Source organism: Rhizobium sp. K33, from assembly GCF_056501445.1.
In genome coordinates this window covers 577,503-593,602 of sequence record NZ_CP096478.1, presented here as the reverse complement: position 1 = coordinate 593,602, position 16,100 = coordinate 577,503, and the positions used below count along the sequence as shown (strand labels likewise).

The 16,100-nt window shown below is 62.9% G+C and carries 17 protein-coding genes; 12 read left to right on the top strand and 5 right to left on the bottom strand.

Annotated elements, in window-relative coordinates; translation table 11 throughout:
* Window positions 1–56 precede the first annotated feature (56 nt).
* From M1E12_RS02820 to M1E12_RS02805, 4 genes are all read left to right on the top strand, one after another.
* The gene (locus tag M1E12_RS02820; protein WP_479563662.1) at window positions 57–743 is read left to right on the top strand and encodes an ArsR/SmtB family transcription factor; all 687 of its coding nucleotides are present in this window, start codon (window positions 57–59) and stop codon (window positions 741–743) included.
* An 83-nt stretch (window positions 744–826) separates the two neighbouring features.
* Window positions 827–1,171, top strand: coding sequence for a DMT family transporter (locus tag M1E12_RS02815; protein ID WP_185809428.1), 345 nt, complete (start codon window positions 827–829; stop codon window positions 1,169–1,171).
* On the top strand, window positions 1,171–1,761 hold the full coding sequence (locus tag M1E12_RS02810; RefSeq protein WP_479563661.1) for a TetR/AcrR family transcriptional regulator: 591 nt from the start codon (window positions 1,171–1,173) through the stop codon (window positions 1,759–1,761). The genes M1E12_RS02815 and M1E12_RS02810 overlap by 1 nt, the downstream gene beginning before the upstream one ends.
* A gap of 120 nt (window positions 1,762–1,881) precedes the next feature.
* Window positions 1,882–2,571: an HAD family hydrolase gene (locus M1E12_RS02805; protein ID WP_136538397.1), complete on the top strand. Its 690-nt coding sequence runs from the start codon at window positions 1,882–1,884 to the stop codon at window positions 2,569–2,571.
* 18 nt (window positions 2,572–2,589) lie between these two features.
* On the opposite strand, the gene M1E12_RS02800 is transcribed toward M1E12_RS02805, so the two are convergent.
* A complete protein-coding gene (locus M1E12_RS02800) occupies window positions 2,590–3,510 on the bottom strand; it encodes a diacylglycerol/lipid kinase family protein (protein WP_479563660.1) in 921 nt (306 codons plus the stop codon).
* Between the two features lie 175 nt (window positions 3,511–3,685).
* Window positions 3,686–5,050: an LLM class flavin-dependent oxidoreductase gene (locus M1E12_RS02795; protein ID WP_479563659.1), complete on the bottom strand. Its 1,365-nt coding sequence runs from the start codon at window positions 5,048–5,050 to the stop codon at window positions 3,686–3,688.
* A gap of 116 nt (window positions 5,051–5,166) precedes the next feature.
* Between M1E12_RS02795 and M1E12_RS02790 the strand changes: the two genes are divergently transcribed.
* The gene (locus tag M1E12_RS02790; RefSeq protein ID WP_479563658.1) at window positions 5,167–5,760 is read left to right on the top strand and encodes a helix-turn-helix domain-containing protein; all 594 of its coding nucleotides are present in this window, start codon (window positions 5,167–5,169) and stop codon (window positions 5,758–5,760) included.
* 84 nt (window positions 5,761–5,844) lie between these two features.
* Complete coding sequence (locus tag M1E12_RS02785) at window positions 5,845–6,243, top strand: hypothetical protein (RefSeq protein ID WP_310240902.1); 399 nt, start codon at window positions 5,845–5,847, stop codon at window positions 6,241–6,243.
* Between the two features lie 37 nt (window positions 6,244–6,280).
* On the opposite strand, the gene M1E12_RS02780 is transcribed toward M1E12_RS02785, so the two are convergent.
* A complete protein-coding gene (locus M1E12_RS02780; RefSeq protein ID WP_136538393.1) occupies window positions 6,281–6,841 on the bottom strand; it encodes a hypothetical protein in 561 nt (186 codons plus the stop codon).
* Window positions 6,842–7,144: 303 nt separating this feature from the next.
* On the opposite strand from M1E12_RS02780, the gene thrC reads away from it, so the two are divergent.
* From thrC to M1E12_RS02760, 4 genes are all read left to right on the top strand, one after another.
* On the top strand, window positions 7,145–8,551 hold the full coding sequence (gene thrC / locus M1E12_RS02775; protein WP_479563657.1) for a threonine synthase: 1,407 nt from the start codon (window positions 7,145–7,147) through the stop codon (window positions 8,549–8,551).
* A 20-nt stretch (window positions 8,552–8,571) separates the two neighbouring features.
* Entirely contained in the window at window positions 8,572–9,870 is a 1,299-nt protein-coding gene (locus M1E12_RS02770; RefSeq protein WP_479563656.1) for a M16 family metallopeptidase, read from the top strand.
* 61 nt (window positions 9,871–9,931) lie between these two features.
* Window positions 9,932–10,543: a GNAT family N-acetyltransferase gene (locus M1E12_RS02765; protein ID WP_113460576.1), complete on the top strand. Its 612-nt coding sequence runs from the start codon at window positions 9,932–9,934 to the stop codon at window positions 10,541–10,543.
* Window positions 10,540–13,452: an EAL domain-containing protein gene (locus M1E12_RS02760; RefSeq protein WP_479563655.1), complete on the top strand. Its 2,913-nt coding sequence runs from the start codon at window positions 10,540–10,542 to the stop codon at window positions 13,450–13,452. The genes M1E12_RS02765 and M1E12_RS02760 overlap by 4 nt, the downstream gene beginning before the upstream one ends.
* Window positions 13,453–13,482: 30 nt before the next feature.
* Here M1E12_RS02760 and M1E12_RS02755 read toward each other — a convergent pair whose 3' ends face one another.
* Complete coding sequence (locus M1E12_RS02755) at window positions 13,483–14,088, bottom strand: YqgE/AlgH family protein (protein ID WP_136538389.1); 606 nt, start codon at window positions 14,086–14,088, stop codon at window positions 13,483–13,485.
* A gap of 205 nt (window positions 14,089–14,293) precedes the next feature.
* Between M1E12_RS02755 and M1E12_RS02750 the strand changes: the two genes are divergently transcribed.
* Both M1E12_RS02750 and M1E12_RS02745 read left to right on the top strand, forming a co-directional pair.
* On the top strand, window positions 14,294–15,124 hold the full coding sequence (locus M1E12_RS02750; RefSeq protein ID WP_479563654.1) for a protein-disulfide reductase DsbD domain-containing protein: 831 nt from the start codon (window positions 14,294–14,296) through the stop codon (window positions 15,122–15,124).
* Window positions 15,125–15,193: 69 nt separating this feature from the next.
* The gene (locus tag M1E12_RS02745) at window positions 15,194–15,685 is read left to right on the top strand and encodes a peroxiredoxin (RefSeq protein ID WP_113460580.1); all 492 of its coding nucleotides are present in this window, start codon (window positions 15,194–15,196) and stop codon (window positions 15,683–15,685) included.
* A gap of 67 nt (window positions 15,686–15,752) precedes the next feature.
* Here the strand turns inward: M1E12_RS02745 and M1E12_RS02740 are convergent, their stop codons facing one another.
* Entirely contained in the window at window positions 15,753–16,061 is a 309-nt protein-coding gene (locus M1E12_RS02740; protein WP_136538387.1) for a Dabb family protein, read from the bottom strand.
* Window positions 16,062–16,100 lie beyond the last annotated feature (39 nt).

Genomic DNA, 16,100 nt, shown 5'->3' with positions numbered 1-16,100 from the left:
CGAAGCTTTGGCTACACTGGCGAGGCAGACTGCGGTTGAAACCCGGAGAGGATCACATGGCGGAAGGCCCCGACATTGCACGCATCGCCTCGCTGATCGGCGATCCTGCGCGCTCGAACATGCTCTTGGCGCTGCTTGGCGGCAAGGCGCTGACGGCGACGGAGCTGGCGGGGGCTGCGGGCGTGACGCTGCAGACGGCGAGTTCGCATCTGTCGAAGCTCGAAGAGGGCGGGCTGCTTGCCCAGCGCAAGCAGGGGCGGCACCGCTATTTCGCGCTGGCCGATGGTCATGTCGGCGAAATGATCGAAGGCCTGATGAGTTTTTCGGCGACGCGCGGGCATCTGCGTCATCGCACCGGGCCGAAGGAGCCGGAACTGCGAAAAGCCCGGATCTGCTACGACCATCTGGCCGGCGATTATGGCGTGCGGATGCTTGACAGTCTCGTCGCGCAAGGGGCGATCCGGGCGGAGGACGAGGCGCTGACGCTGACGACAGAGGGTGCGGCGCTGCTCGAAACGCGGAGTCTCGATATCGGCAGGCTCCGCGCCAAGCGCCGTCCGCTCTGCCGCGCCTGCCTCGACTGGAGCGAACGGCGGACACATCTCGCGGGAAGCCTTGGGGCTGCTCTGCTCACCCATTTTCTCGAACGCGGCCTTGCCCGACGGGTCGAAGAGAGCCGGATCATTCGCTTTTCGCCCGAGGGGGAAAGGCAGTTTCTGACGTGGTTTCCCCTGCCCGGCTGAAGCGTTCGGCAGGCGGTGTCGGACGCCTTGAAAAGAAACCGACCGTACGGTATGTTTTGAGCTTCTCTTTCGGAGCTCCGCCCATGAACCCCACCCTCACCGCCTATGGCGCGCTGGCCGCGGCCATCGTGCTCGAAGTCATCGGCACAACGCTGTTGCAGAAGTCGGCTCAGTTCACCAAGCTCCTGCCGACGGCCGGCATGGTGATGTTCTATGTCGCGTCCTTCTATCTCCTGTCCCAGGCGTTGAAGGGCATGCCGCTCGGCATCGCCTATGCCATGTGGGGCGGGCTCGGCATCGTGCTGACGGCGCTGATCAGCGTGTTCTATCTCAAGCAGAGCCTCGACCTTGCCGCCCTCGCCGGTATCGCGTTGATCGTCGCCGGCGTAATCGTGATGAACACGCTGTCGAACACGGTCTCGCATTGATGGCTGCGGCTTCCTCGCTGGCCGGCGCGCCGATCTCCGCCCATCACCGCAAAAAGCAGCCGGAGCAGGTGCGGCGCGCGCTTCTCGACTGCGCCGCCCAGATCGCCGCCGAACAGGGGGCGCAAGCGATCACCATCCAGGCGGTCGCCGACCGCGCCGGGGTGACCAAAGGCGGGCTGCTGCACCACTTCGACAGCAAGCAGGCGCTGCTGGCCGCCGTCTTTTCCGACCTGCTCGAGCAGATGGACCGCGAGATCGACCGCACCATGGCCGGTGATCCCATGGCGCGCGGGCGCTTCACCCGCGCCTATGTGCGCGCCTGCTTTTCCGATCGGCTGCTCGGCGAGCGCAGCCTCTGGGCGGCGCTGTCGGTCGCCATTGTCTCGGAGCCGGCGCTGCGGGCTCTCTGGTCTTCTTGGCTCGACGGGCGCATGGCACGGCACGCCGAGACGGATGGCGACCCGAAGCTCATTGCCGTCAGGCTCGCCGCCGACGGCGTCTGGCTGGCCGACATGATGGAAAAGGCGGGCGGGCTGCAACGCTACGGCCAAGATTTCGAGGCAGTGCTACTGGCGATGGCAGAGAGCTGAAGCGCGGCGGCCTGTGTCCTTGGGCGTTCGGCACGGCAGCTCTGCGCGCGCCGCGATTGTCCTCGCCACCTCGATCGTGTAGGAAGCCGCCTTCTTCTGGACGACACGACGGATATTTTCATGAGCGGCTTCGACCTCACCCTTTTCGATTGCGACGGCGTGCTCGTCGATTCCGAGATCATCGCGGCCAAGGTCGAATCCAAGCTTCTGACCGAAGCCGGTTACCCGATTTCGGTCGAGGAAATGGGCGAGCGTTTCGCCGGCATGACCTGGAAGAACATCCTGCTCTCGATCGAGAAGGAAATCGACATTCCGCTCTCGGCGAGCCTGATCGACAAGTCCGAGCAGCTTCTCGACCAGCGCCTCGCACGGGAAGTGAAGGCAATCGAGGGCGTGCCATATGCGCTGTCGCGGATCTCAGGTCCGCGCTGCATCTGCTCCAACTCTTCGGCGCATCGCCTGGACATGATGCTCACCAAGGTCGGGCTCAAGGAGTTCTTCGCGCCGCATATCTATTCGGCCAAGGATCTCGGTGCTGACAGGGTGAAGCCGAAGCCGGACATCTTCCTGCATGCCGCCAGCCAGTTCGGCGTCAGCCCCAGCAAATGCATCGTCGTGGAAGATTCCGTGCATGGTGTTCATGCCGCGCGTGAGGCGGGCATGCGCGTGGTCGGCTTCACCGGCGCCTCGCACACCTATCCGTCGCATGCCGACAAGCTGACGGATGCCGGCGCGGAAACCGTCATTTCGCGCATGAACGATCTGCCGGGCGTGATCGCCGCCATGGCGGAATGGGAAGGCGCATTCTGAGGCGAAAGGCCTCAGATCTCAGGTCCTGACGGTCAGGACCCCGGGCAGGATTTCGGCGATGAAGCCGCCGCGAATGGCGGTCTCGCCATCGACGTCGACCGGGAAACGGGCAGGATCCCGCGGGCGAAGCTCGACACGGCGCCCCTTGTGGAAGCTCAGGAGCGGATGGCCGACATGACCGGCCTTATGCAGGCGTCCCAGTAAATTCAGAAGGCCCAGAACCTTCTCCTCGCGCATGACGGCAATTTCGAACCGTCCGTCGGCGACATCGGCGTCCGGCGTAATGTGCATGCCGCCGCCGAACCAGCCACCATTGGCGATCGCCGTCAAAGCGAGCTTGCCGTGATGCACGCGCATGCCATCGATCAGCACTTCGAAATCATAGGGCCGGTAGCGCAGGATTGCGAGGACGGAATGGAAGAGGAAACGGATGGGTCCGTTGAGAATGCGCCTTCTGCCGGGCGCGTTGACGGCCTCGACGATTTCGCCGGATATGCCGACGCTGGTGATGTTAGCGAAGTGACGGCGCTGCTCGTTGCCCCCGGCATCACGGGAGATCAGCAGCCCGGCGTCGATCTTGCGCAGAGGTGCCTGCGCAATGTGTTCGGCCAGGGCTGCCGGATCGCTCGGAAGATTGAAGTTGCGGATGAAATCGCAGCCTGTGCCGGTCGGCAGGAAGGCGAGCGGCATGTCCGGGTTGGTCGACATCAAGACGCCATCGACGACATCGCTGATCGTGCCGTCGCCGCCGGCGACCACCAGGAGATCATAGGGGCCCGCAGCCAGCTCGCGCGCAAGCCGGCGGGCGTCTCCGCTTGAGCGGCTTTCGTGGATTTCCAGATCGGGGAAGCGGTTGCTGAAGGCGGCACGCAAAGGGGCCCATTGCTTCTGACCTGCGCGGCCACCCGCAATGGGGTTTCTCACGACTGCAATTCTCAATCAGGCCTCCCCCGAGAGAGACATGATCGACGCAATGCCTCCCGCTCATTTTGTCCCGGACGTCGTGACGCCTGTCGCGCCATCGCCGGATTTGCGCCACGCTAGCACTTGGCCCGCGCGGAGGGCAAGGCAGGCCGCTCAAGGGAGCGCGCCCGTGCACGGCGATCTCTATGCGTCAGCTCCGTCCCCACCGGTGGCTCGATGCAACATGGCGCTCGCTCAGGCGGGGCGCGCCGAAGAGCTTTTCGCGCAGCGGTCCCTCGCGATATTCCGTCTTGTAGAGGCCGCGCTCCTGCAGGCGTGGCACGATCAGTTCGACGATATCGTCGAAGCATTCCGGAACGACGGTGCGCGAGAGATTGAAGCCGTCGACGCCGGTTTCCTCCACCCAGTCCTTGAGCCAGTCCACCACCTGATCGGCGGAGGCGACGAGCGGCGGCTGGCGGCTACCGAGCACCATCTGCTCGAGCAACTTGCGCTTGGTCCATTGCGGTCCGGCGGCCCGGTCCATGGCCTTGATGTTGGAGGTGATCGCCTGGCTCTTGCCGGTCTCGACCGGCTCGTCCATGTCGAACTTGTCGAAGTCGATGCCCATGGAGGCGGCAGCGTGGGTCAGGGCAGCCTCTGAGCTAACGTAACGCTTGTAATCCTCGAACTTCTCCTGCGCTTCCTTCTCGGTCCGGCCGGTGACAATGGTGGCACCGAGAAAGACCTTGATATCGTCGCCCCGTCTGCCGATCGCTTCGGCACGGCTGCGGATGTCGGTGACGATCTCGCGCACGCCCTCCTTCTTCTGACCGTTGACGAAGACGCATTCGGCATGGGTGGCGGCAAACTGGCGGCCGCGGGGGGAAGAGCCCGCCTGATAGAGAACCGGCGTGCGCTGCGGCGACGGTTCCGAAAGGTGGTAGGCGTCCACCCGGTATTGGCGTCCATGATGGTGGACGGGGTGCACCTTGTCCGGATCGGCATAGATCTGGCCCGCCTTGTCGGCAACGACGGCTCCCTCTTCCCAGCTGCCTTCCCAGAGCTTGTAGACCACCTCCATATATTCGTCGGCCAGATCGTAGCGATCGTCATGGGCCATCTGGCCGTCGAGGCCGATCGCACGGGCCGCACTGTCCAGGTATCCGGTGACGATGTTCCAGCCGATTCGGCCACCCGTCAGATGGTCGAGCGTTGCCATGCGGCGGGCAAAGAGGAAAGGCTGCTCATACATCAGGTTGGCGGTGACACCGAAAGCCAGATGCTGGGTGACCGAGGCCATGGCCGGGACCAGCATCATCGGGTCGTTAACCGGCACCTGCACGGCGCCGCGCAGTGCCGGCGCGGGACTGCCGCTCAACACATCGTAGATGCCGACGACATCGGCGAGGAAGATCCCGTCGAACAGGCCGGCTTCCAGGCGCTTGGCATAATCCGTCCAATAAGCGAGACTGCGATACTCCATGGAGCGATCGCGGGGATGGCTCCAGAGGCCCTGCTGAATGTGACCGACGCAGTTCATGTCGAAGGCGTTGAAACGGATCTCGCGCGTCATGATGATAGCCCCTCTTGTCGTTTTGCCGGACCCGAGGCTTGTGGACGCCCCGTCATCCATCTTATTCTTCTGTCCACTATAGAAGACGGACCTTTTGGTTTTTGCAAGGGCTTAAGATGAGAGAGACGGCACGCAGGCACGATGCGCGAGACGAGGATCGCCAGGCGCGCGCCATCGCCGATCGGATCCGGCGCGAACGCGAGGATCGGGGCTGGTCGCTTGCCGAGCTCGCGGCGCGGTCCGGCGTTTCGAAGGCGATGATCAGCAAGGTGGAGCGTTGCGAGGCAAGCCCGACGGCGACGGTGCTCGGTCGACTGTCGGGTGCCTTCGGCCTGCCGCTCTCGGTCTTGCTGGCTCTGGCGGAGGGTGAAGGCGAGAGACTGGCTCGACGTCTCGAGCAGCCGGTCTGGACCGATCCGGAGACCGGTTACACGCGACGCACGCTTTCGCCGGCGAATGGCGGGCAGCTGGAACTGCTGGAAGTGGTGCTCCCCGCGGGCGTCAGGATCCCCTATCCGGCCTCAGCCTTCAGCTTCCAGCACCAGCAGATCTACGTGCTGGACGGCGAACTCGAATTCGTCGAAGGAGTGCGCAGCCATCGGCTCTCGGCGGGCGACTGCCTGCAACTCGGCGCGCCTGCCGACTGTGTTTTCGTCAATGAAAGCGGGCGCGCAACGACCTATCTGGTGGCGCTGACGCGGCGGGCTTAGCTGCGATCGTCAGCAACGAGGCAGCAATTCTTGTGGTTGAACCAAGAGGATGCCATATTGTGCCGGAGATTGAGGATCTTTGGCATGACCGGTTCGGACGAGACCAAACTGCTCGCACTCATCGAAGCGCTCTTCAACGGGCAGAAGCGGACGCTGACCATGGTCGAAGCGGCCATCGAGAAGTTCAGCACAGTCGAGACCGAGATCACCAAGCTCAATCGAAAGATGAACTCTCTGCACGAGCTTTCGTCTCGGCAGCACAGCGAGACATCCAGCCGACTCGAAGCGATCATCTCCAGAATCGACGAAACCGAGTCACTTCTCGATGAGCGCTCCCGCGACATCAAGAGAACACAGATCGAAGTCGTCGGTCAGTACAACGAGGTCCTGACCGCACTTCAGGATGCGTCAAACGCGTTTAGAATTGCAGAAGACGTGGATGCACGGCTCAGCGCCGTGGAGAGAAAGCTCTCCCTCGGCTGACGCCGGCGGGCACGCATGCCTGACTTGGTCTGAGACCTTACTTCTTCTTCGGCTGTTCGAAGCCGATCGTGACGCGGGTCGTGCCCGAGACGTTGCCGGGGACGTTCACGGCCTTGCTGTAGATGAACTGCGTCGGCAGGTTCACATCGGCAAGCGTCACCGGATACTGCTCGACCTCATTGAACACTTCCTGATCACCATCCATGACGGTGACGCGCACCGGCAGGTTGATCGTGCCGGCCTTGCCCTGCGGACCGGCAACGAGGCGGCCCTGAACCAGCGCATTGATGGTGAGTGTCGTTTCGGTGCGGGCGCAGGAGCGCGTGGTGTCGGCGAGCGAGGCCTGGAAGATCACCTGCTCGGCGTCGCCGTCCTTGCCGCGAACATAGCTGCGGTAGAAGGAGGTGCCGTCACGCAATGCGATCTGCGGGCAGAAGCCCTGGACGAAAGCCGCCTGCCCGGGTGCTGCTGCCGGGGTCGCCGCGGCGGGCTGAGACGAAGAAAGGCCAAGGCCGCTGCCGAGACCGCCGGCGTTGCAACCTGAAAGAACCATCATCAGCGAGACGGCGACAACACCGCGCGACACGTTTACAGACACGAGACTTCACCTTCCGCATGCTCGGCCAGAGGCCGAAAAACAGTCAAACTTGAGGCTTTTCAGCGCCCTCGCGGATGGTCTATACCAGCGGCCAAGACAAAAATCGATTGGGTAGCCGGCAATTTGAGTCAAAATTCGATTGCTCCGCAACAGCCGGCACACTGGCCGACATCGACGAGGCCACAGCCAATTGCCGGGCTTGCGAAATCCTGGCCGGCGCACTGGCGCAAACGGGCAAACCTCTTTATCGGAAACGCCATAGGTTTGACGGCGGCTTCGGCTCCGACTTCTTGAACTATAGGGATGAGCGACGTGGAATATATCTCGACCCGCGGCGAGGCTCCGAGCCTCGGCTTTTGTGACGCGCTTCTGGCGGGTCTCGCCCGTGACGGCGGCCTTTATGTGCCGCGCGAATGGCCGCAGATGTCGAAGAAGGCAATCCGCGGACTGCGCGGCAAAACCTATGAAGAGGTCGCCTTCGAGGTTCTGCTGCCCTTCACCAATGGCGAGATCGAGCCCGACACTTTCCGGACGATGATCGACGAAGCCTATGCGACCTTCAAGCACCCGGCCGTTGCACCGCTGGTGCAGACCGGACCCAACGCCTTCGTGCTCGAACTCTTCCACGGCACCACGCTCGCCTTCAAGGATGTGGCAATGCAGTTGCTCGCCCGCCTGATGGACCATGTTCTGGAAAAGCGTGGCGAGCGCGCGACCATCGTCGGCGCGACGTCGGGCGACACCGGCGGCGCCGCAATCGACGCCTTTGCCGGACGGTCGCGCACGGACATCTTCATCCTCTTCCCGCATGGCAAAGTCTCGCCGGTGCAGCAGCGCCAGATGACCTCGTCCAAGGATGAAAACGTGCATGCGATTGCCGTCGAGGGCAATTTCGACGACTGCCAGAACCTGGTGAAGGCGATGTTCAACGACGTGCCCTTCCGCGATCGCGTCGGGCTTTCGGGCGTCAACTCGATTAACTGGGCGCGCATCATGGCGCAGGTGGTCTATTACTTCACCTCTGCCGTCGCGCTCGGCGCGCCGGACCGCAAGGTCTCCTTCACCGTGCCGACCGGCAATTTCGGCGATATCTTTGCCGGTTACGTCGCCAAGAAGATGGGCCTGCCGATCGACAAGCTGGTGATTGCCACCAATGACAACGACATCCTGGCGCGCACGATGAAGACCGGCCGCTACGAGATGAAGGGCGTGTCTGCCACCACCTCGCCTTCGATGGACATCCAGATCTCTTCGAACTTCGAACGCCTGCTGTTCGAGGCCTACGGCCGCGATGCCTCCGCCATCCGCTCCTCGATGGAGGGCCTGAAGCAGTCCGGCGCCTTCGAGATCAAGCCGGAGGCACTCAAGTTCATTCGCAAGGACTTCCGCGCCGGCCGCGCAACGCAAAAGGAGGTCGCCAAGACGATCCGGGCCGTGCTCGACCAGACCGGCTATCTGCTCGACCCGCATACCGCGGTTGGCGTGCATGTCGCGAAGAAATTCGAGAAGCCGCAGAGCCCCATGGTCGTGCTCGCCACTGCCCATCCGGCGAAATTCCCGGCGGCAGTAAAATCGGCCTCCGGTATTGACCCCGCGCTTCCGGCGTGGCTTGCTGATCTGATGGACAGGGAGGAGCGCTTCGAAGTCCTGCCCGCGGAACTGAAAGCCGTCGAAGGCTTTATCAGTGAACATGCGAGGGCAGTCAGGTAGGAAGCGCGGAAAGACGGACCATGAATGTTGAGTGCACCCGGCTTCCATCGGGTTTGACTGTCGTAACCGAGAACATGCCGCATCTGGAAAGCGTGGCACTCGGCACCTGGATCAAATCCGGCTCGCGCAACGAGACGGAAGCCGAACATGGCATCGCGCATCTGCTCGAACACATGGCGTTCAAGGGCACCAACCAGCGGACCGCCCGACAGATTGCCGAGGAAATCGAGAATGTCGGGGGCGAAGTGAACGCCGCGACCTCGACCGAGACGACCTCCTATTACGCCCGCGTGTTGAAGGACAACGTCCCGCTCGCGGTCGATATACTCGCCGACATCCTGACGGACAGCGTCTTCGACGAAGAGGAACTGGAGCGCGAAAAACACGTGATCCTGCAGGAAATCGGCGCGGCCGATGATACGCCTGACGATGTCGTCTTCGACCGCTTCTCCGAGCAGGCCTATTGGGGCCAGACGATCGGACGCAGCATTCTCGGGACGCCGGAAACGGTTCAGTCCTTTACCAGCGGCCAGATCCGCAACTATCTCTCGCGCAATTACACGACCGACCGGATGTTCGTCGTTGCCGCCGGCAAGGTGGACCACGACGCCTTCGTCAAGCAGGTCGAGCAGCGCTTCGCTTCGCTCCCGACGACCCCGTCTTCGACACCGGTGATGGACGCGGCTCGTTACACAGGCGGTGAGTCCCGCGTCGAACGTGATCTCATGGACACGCAGGTCCTGCTCGGTTTCGAGGGCAAGGCCTATCACATGCGGGACTTCTACTGTTCGCAGATCCTCGCCAACATTCTGGGCGGCGGCATGTCGTCGCGTCTGTTCCAGGAAGTGCGCGAGATCCGTGGTCTCTGCTATTCGGTCTATGCCTTTCATTGGGGCTTTTCAGATACCGGCATCTTCGGCATTCACGCTGCGACCGGGGGCGAAAACCTGCCGGAGCTCGTGCCTGTGATCATCGAGGAGCTGCGCAAGGCGTCGGAGCATATCGACGGTCAGGAAATCGAGCGCTCGCGGGCGCAGATCCGCGCCCAGCTCCTGATGGGCCAGGAAAGCCCTGCCGCCCGCGCCGGCCAGATCGCTCGCCAGATGATGCTCTATGGTCGCACCATTCCGAACCAGGAAATGATGGAGCGCATTGCCGGGATCACGACGCAGCGGCTCACCGATCTTGCCGGACGCCTGTTCTTCGATACGGCCCCGACGCTTTCGGCGATCGGCCCTGTCGACCAGCTGGTGTCGCTGAATGAAATCGCAGGCGCCCTCACCCATCAGCCGGCTGGTGCCCGCAAGGCTGTCGGCTGATCGCCGCATCCATTGAATTCTACCGGCGGCATCCTCGCCGGTTGTCGCTCGGGGATTGAAGATGACGCGCTCGGTCTTTCGGTTTCTGTCCCGGCAGCCGGACATGCCGGAGCTTCACAGCGACCGGCATCTTCTGCGCCTCCCGCGTTTTCGCGACTTCGAGCCATGGCACCAGTTGCGCCGCGAAAGCCGCGCCTTCCTCCAGCCCTGGGAGCCGACCTGGCGCGCCGACGAGCTGACCGAGCGCGCCTTCCGGCAGCGCGTTCTGCGTAATGAACAGGAATTTCACTCCGGCATGGCGGTGCCCTTCTTTCTCTTCGATCGGGAGGAAAGCGCCTTGCTCGGCGGGCTTACGATCGGTTTGATCCGCCGTGGAGCCGCGCAAAGCTGCATGATCGGCTACTGGATGGGGCAGCGGCATGCGGGCCAAGGCCACATGTTTGCCGCACTTCAACTGGCAATTCCGTACATCTTCGGGCCACTCGAGTTGCACCGTATCGAAGCAGCCTGTATTCCGGACAACGTCAACAGCCTGAGGCTACTCGAAAAAACGGGATTTGAGCGGGAAGGTCTTTTGCGGGATTATCTGAAAATCAACGGGGAATGGCGCGATCACCTGCTCTATTCCCTGATCGGCGGCCATCGGGCGCGGAACGGCAAGACGCCCTTATGACCAGTACAGAAACCTCCTGGCGCGCCCTGTCACGCCTCGCTGCCTTTTGTCTCGCGGCCCTCACTGCGCTCACGATCTCGCTCGCCGCGTCTGCGGCTCTGGCCGTCGAGCCCGTCAAGATTGCGCGCGACGACAATGCGCTGGACCTGACCGCGACCACCGAGATCTATACGAACCAGGGCGAGGCCTTCCAGGTTTCCACAGCCGCCGGGGCCGACGGCATTCGCCGGCGCATCGAGGTGCGCTCGAGCTCGCCGGAGCATCAGGGCGACTGGGCCGTCTTCGCGCTTGCCAACGTCTCCGAAGAGCAGCTGGAGCGCGTGATCGTAGCTCCGCATTTCCGCCTCTCCGGGTCCCGGATGTTCTGGCCGGACCTGGGGTCGCAGCGGATCATGGCGATCACGCCCTCGGAAGGCTTTGCACTCGATCGCGTCGCGAGCCCGGATGCAGATGTCTTCCGCATCACGCTGAACCCGGGCACGGTGATCACCTTCGTGGCCGAACTCGCGACGCCGGAACTGCCGCAGATCTATCTGTGGGAACCCGACGCCTACAAGGATACGGTCAACGCCTTTACCCTTTATCGCGGCATCGTGCTCGGCATTGCGGGCCTGCTGGCGGTGTTCCTCACCATCCTCTTCGTGGTCAAGGGCACCTCGATGCTACCGGCGGCAGCGGCACTGGCCTGGGCGGTGCTCGCCTATATCTGCGTCGACTTCGGCTTCCTTGAAAAGCTGATCTCGCTCACCTCGTCCGATGTGCGCATATGGCGTGCCGGGGCTGAAGTTGCGCTTGCCTCCTCGCTCGTGATCTTCCTCTTCACCTATCTCAACCTCAACCGATGGCACGTGCATCTGGGCTATGCGACGCTTGCCTGGATGCTGGGGCTTTCGGTGCTGTTCGGGGTGGCGATCTTCGATCCGTCGATCGCAGCCGGCATTGCGCGCGTGTCCTTCGCGCTGACGGGCGTGGTCGGCATCGGCCTCATCATCTATCTCGGCATCAACCGCTATGACCGTGCGGTGCTGCTGGTGCCCACCTGGGCGCTGATCCTTGTCTGGCTGTTCGGCGGCTGGATGACGGTGACGGGTCAGCTGGACAACGACATCATCCAGCCGGCGCTGGGCGGTGGTCTCGTTCTCATCGTTCTTCTGATCGGTTTTACCGTCATGCAGCACGCCTTTGCCGGCGGCGCCTATCAGCAGGGCCTGTTCTCCGATCTCGAGCGTCAATCGCTGGCGCTCACCGGCTCCGGCGACACCGTCTGGGACTGGGACGTGGCGCGCGACCGTGTCGTCACAAGCCCCGATGTGTCGCTGCGGCTTGGCTTGTCACCTGGAACGATGCATGGACCGGCGCGCAACTGGCTGCCGCGCCTGCACCCTGACGATCGCGACCGTTTTCGCGCCACGCTCGACGTGCTTCTCGAACATCGCAAGGGGCGGCTCAGCCACGAATTCCGCATTCGCGCCGAGGATGGCCACTTCCACTGGCTGAAGATCCGCGCGCGGCCCGTGCTCGGTTCGAACGGCGAAGTCATCCGCTGCGTCGGCACGATCATCGACGTAACCGAGCAGAAGAACTCGATCGACCGGCTCCTCGTCGACGCCATGCATGACAATCTGACGGGCCTGCCGAACCGCGAGGTCTTCCTCGATCGCCTCCAGGCGATCCTCTCGCTCGCCGGTTCATCCGAGAGCGTTCGACCGACGGTGCTGGCGATCGATATCGACCGCTATAAGCAGGTGAACGATGCACTCGGGATTGCGGCCGGCGACAACATCCTGATCGCGATCACGCGCCGCCTGCGCCGGCTCCTGAAGCCACAGGATACGCTTGCGCGGCTTTCCGGCGATGAATTCGGTCTGATCCTGGTGTCAGAAAAGGATCCCGCCAAGATCGCCGACTTCGCCGATGCCGTCTCCAAGGCGATCATGGTGCCGCTCAACTTCGCCAATCGCGAGATCAGCCTCACCGCTTCGATCGGGCTGGTTTCCTGGGTCGATCAGCAGGAAAGTGCGGCGAGCCTGCTTGCGGATGCCGAGCTTGCGATGTTCAGGGCAAAACGGACCGGTGGGAACCGCGTGGAGCCCTTCCGCCCGGCCTTCCGGACCGTCAGCACCGATCGCCTGCAGCTCGAAACCGATCTTCGCCGCGCCATCGAGCGTAAGGAGCTGTCGATGGCCTATCAGCCGATCGTCAAGCTCGCCAATGGCGAAATCGCCGGTTTCGAGGCGCTGATGCGCTGGGATCATCCCAAGCGCGGCAACATCTCGCCGACGGAATTCATTCCGATTGCCGAGATGTCCGACCTGATCGAGCCGCTCGGCATGTTCGCGCTGGAACGCTCCTCGAGCGACCTGATGGATTGGGAACGCCAGACCGGCGAACTGCCGATCTTTGTTTCCGTGAACCTCTCCTCGGCCCAGCTGATCTCGAGCGATATCTACAACGACATCCGCGCCATGCTGGTGAAGACGCAATGCGATCCAAGGCGGATCAAGCTGGAGCTGACGGAAAGCGTCGTGATGGAAAATCCGGAGCAGGCGCGCCTGATGCTGGAAAAGCTGAAGGACACCGGCATCAGCCTGGCGCTCGATGATTTCGGCACCGGCTATTCGTCGCTCGCCTATCTCACCCGCTTCCCCTTCGACACGATCAAGCTCGACAAGGCGCTGGTCTGCGACCAGTCCGACAAGCGTTCGGTTCTCCTGCGCTCCGTCGTCTCGATGGCGCGCGGGCTCGACATGCAGGTCGTGGCCGAGGGTATCCAGAGCGACCAGGACGCCGCAGACCTCGCGATGATGGGCTGCGACTACGGCCAGAGCTACCTCTTCGGCCCGCCACTGGGCGCCGAGTCGGTTCTGAGGTTGCTCAAGGAGCGCTTTCCGCTGATGAAGCGGGCGTGACGAGGCGCTCAGGCGCCTCTTCCGTCAGCCTCACGCGTGTCCTGCATCCATCGACAGCATGGCCGGGTTGATACCCATCAGGGCCAGAGCACGGTCGTATTTGTTGTCGAGGCTGCGGTCGAAGATCAGGCTTTCGGTGGCCGCGCAATGCAGCCAGCCGTTCTGGGCAATTTCCTCTTCCAGCTGACCGGGTCCCCAGCCGGCATAGCCGAGCAGCATGGTGGCGTGGCGCGGGCCACGGCCATCCGAGATCGCGCGGACTATATCGAGGGTGGCGGTGAGCGAGATGTCGTCGCTGACGGGGATGGAGCTGTCGGACAGATAATCGTCCGAGTGGAGGACGAAGCCGCGGTTCTGTTCAACGGGGCCGCCGCACTGAATGGGGAAATGGCGGGCGTGATCGGGCAGCATGATCGCGTCGTTTCGGTCGATCAGTTCCAGATGCAGCAGCAGATCGGCAAAGGTCACGGATTGCGACCGGTTGATGATGAAGCCCATGGCGCCGGCGTCGGAATGGGCGCAGATATAGACGACCGCGCGGGCGAAGTTGCCGTCGGCCATGCCGGGCATGGCAATCAGCAACTGGCCATCCAGGAAGCCGCGTTCTCTCAGATCGGTTTTCGACGACAATGCCATGCCTGCCTCCCTGGTTTGCCTCGTGGGCAATCGGCTTCATGCGTGGTTCAGATGTGGTCTCTTATTCAAGATGGGGCAGAAGCAGGTTCCGATCAACCCAAAATGATGACCATGAAGCAAGCGTGACTGGCCAAGGTCACGGCGATCTTCTAGAGCCGAAAGCATGAGCTTGAAAACACGAAAACAACCGTCTTGTTCCGCCCTGTTGCGGACGAATTCCCGCCTGACAGTGTTGGCGCTGTCAGCGGCCGTTGCTCTCGTCTCGCTGTTGCCCACCGATCCGGCTGTGGCTGCGAGCAGCGACTGGGCCGTGAACGAAGGCGGCCGGATGCGGCTGATCCTGCTGCCGGAAGACGGCGATGGTCTGAGGCACGGTGCGCTGGTCGTCGAGCCGAAGCCGGGCTGGATCACCTATTGGAAGGAGCCCGGCGATGTCGGCATTCCGCCGGCCATCACCCCTGCGCCGGGGGCGCAGTATACCGTCCAGAGCTTGGGTTTCCCCGTGCCCAAGGTGCTCATGAGCGGCGACATGATGGATGTCGGCTACGATCACCCGGTCACGCTGCCGCTGACACTCAAGGGAGCGCCGAACGGTGAAGCGGTGACCTTGAGCGCCTTTGTCGGTGTCTGCCAGAATATCTGCATCCCGTTCCAGGCCGATCTCAGCGTAGCGCCGGATGCTGCGGGGGTGGCCAATCCCGTCGAGGCCGCGCTCGTGCGCTCGGCCGAGGCGCAGGTGCCGCCTGGGCCGTCAGCCGACTTCCATGTCGTCGACCATCGGCTGAGTAGCGACCAGAAGGAATTGCTGGTGCGGCTCAAGATGCCCAAGGGCGCAGCCACTCCGAAGGCCTTTGTCAGCGGGCCGAGCGGCCATGTTTTCATCGACGCCGCCGCGTCCCAAGACGCGGACGGTGAAACGCTTCTGACACTGCCGATCGGCAAGCTGCCGAAGAAGTACAGGATCGCCGGGAAGACATGGGGCATTCTGGTGGTCAGCGGCGATCGGGCGATGGAAACCACGCTTGCCTTTGAATGACCCGTTCCTATATTCGCGTCATCCATCCCGAGGGGTTCTGGATGGCGCAACCAAGCGAGGACGAGTTTCATGACCATTGCCATTGGCGACAAGCTTCCGCAGGCCACCTTCAAGGAAAAGACCGCTGACGGTCCGGTAGAGATCACCACGGAGCAGCTGTTTGCCGGCAAGAAGGTCGTCGTCTTCGCCGTTCCCGGCGCCTTTACCCCGACCTGCACGCTGAACCATCTGCCCGGCTATCTCGAAAACCGTGATGCGCTGATGGCGCGTGGCGTGGACGACATTGCCGTGGTTGCCGTCAACGACTGGCACGTGATGGGCGCCTGGGCCCAGCATTCGGGCGGCATGGGCAAGATCCACTTCCTCGCCGACTGGGATGCCTCCTTCACCAAGGCGCTCGGCCTCGATGCCGATCTCTCGGCAGGCGGTCTCGGCGTCCGCTCGAAGCGCTATTCCATGCTGGTGGAAGACGGCGTGCTGAAGAGCCTGAATGTCGAGGAAAACCCGGGCCAGGCGACCGTTTCCTCTGCCGCGACGATGATCGAGCAGCTCGGCGCCTGAGGCGCCGTCTTACGCTACAGATTGTGGAGGCTCGGGAAACCGGGCCTCTTTTCGTTTCAGACCGAGGTCAGTGGGCAAGATCGAAGACGAGGATACCGGCAAGGCCGCCATCGGTGGCGCTGACGATGCGTTCGCCCACTTCGACATGCTTCGGATGCTTGAGATAATAGTCGCGCACCATCTCGTCCTCGAAGGTGACGATGAAGCCGTCATTATAGCCGCCGCTCAGGCCCTCGGGCGAGACATTCGAGCCTGACTTCACCTCGATCATGCCCGGCACCACATCCTTCAGGTCGGCGATGGCCGCATAGATCGCCTGCTTCTCGGCTTCCTGAACGGCGGCCTTGAAGCGCAGGAACACGCAGTGCTGGATCATGGATGTCTCCCGTGATGTTGTTTTGACGGGAGCATAGGG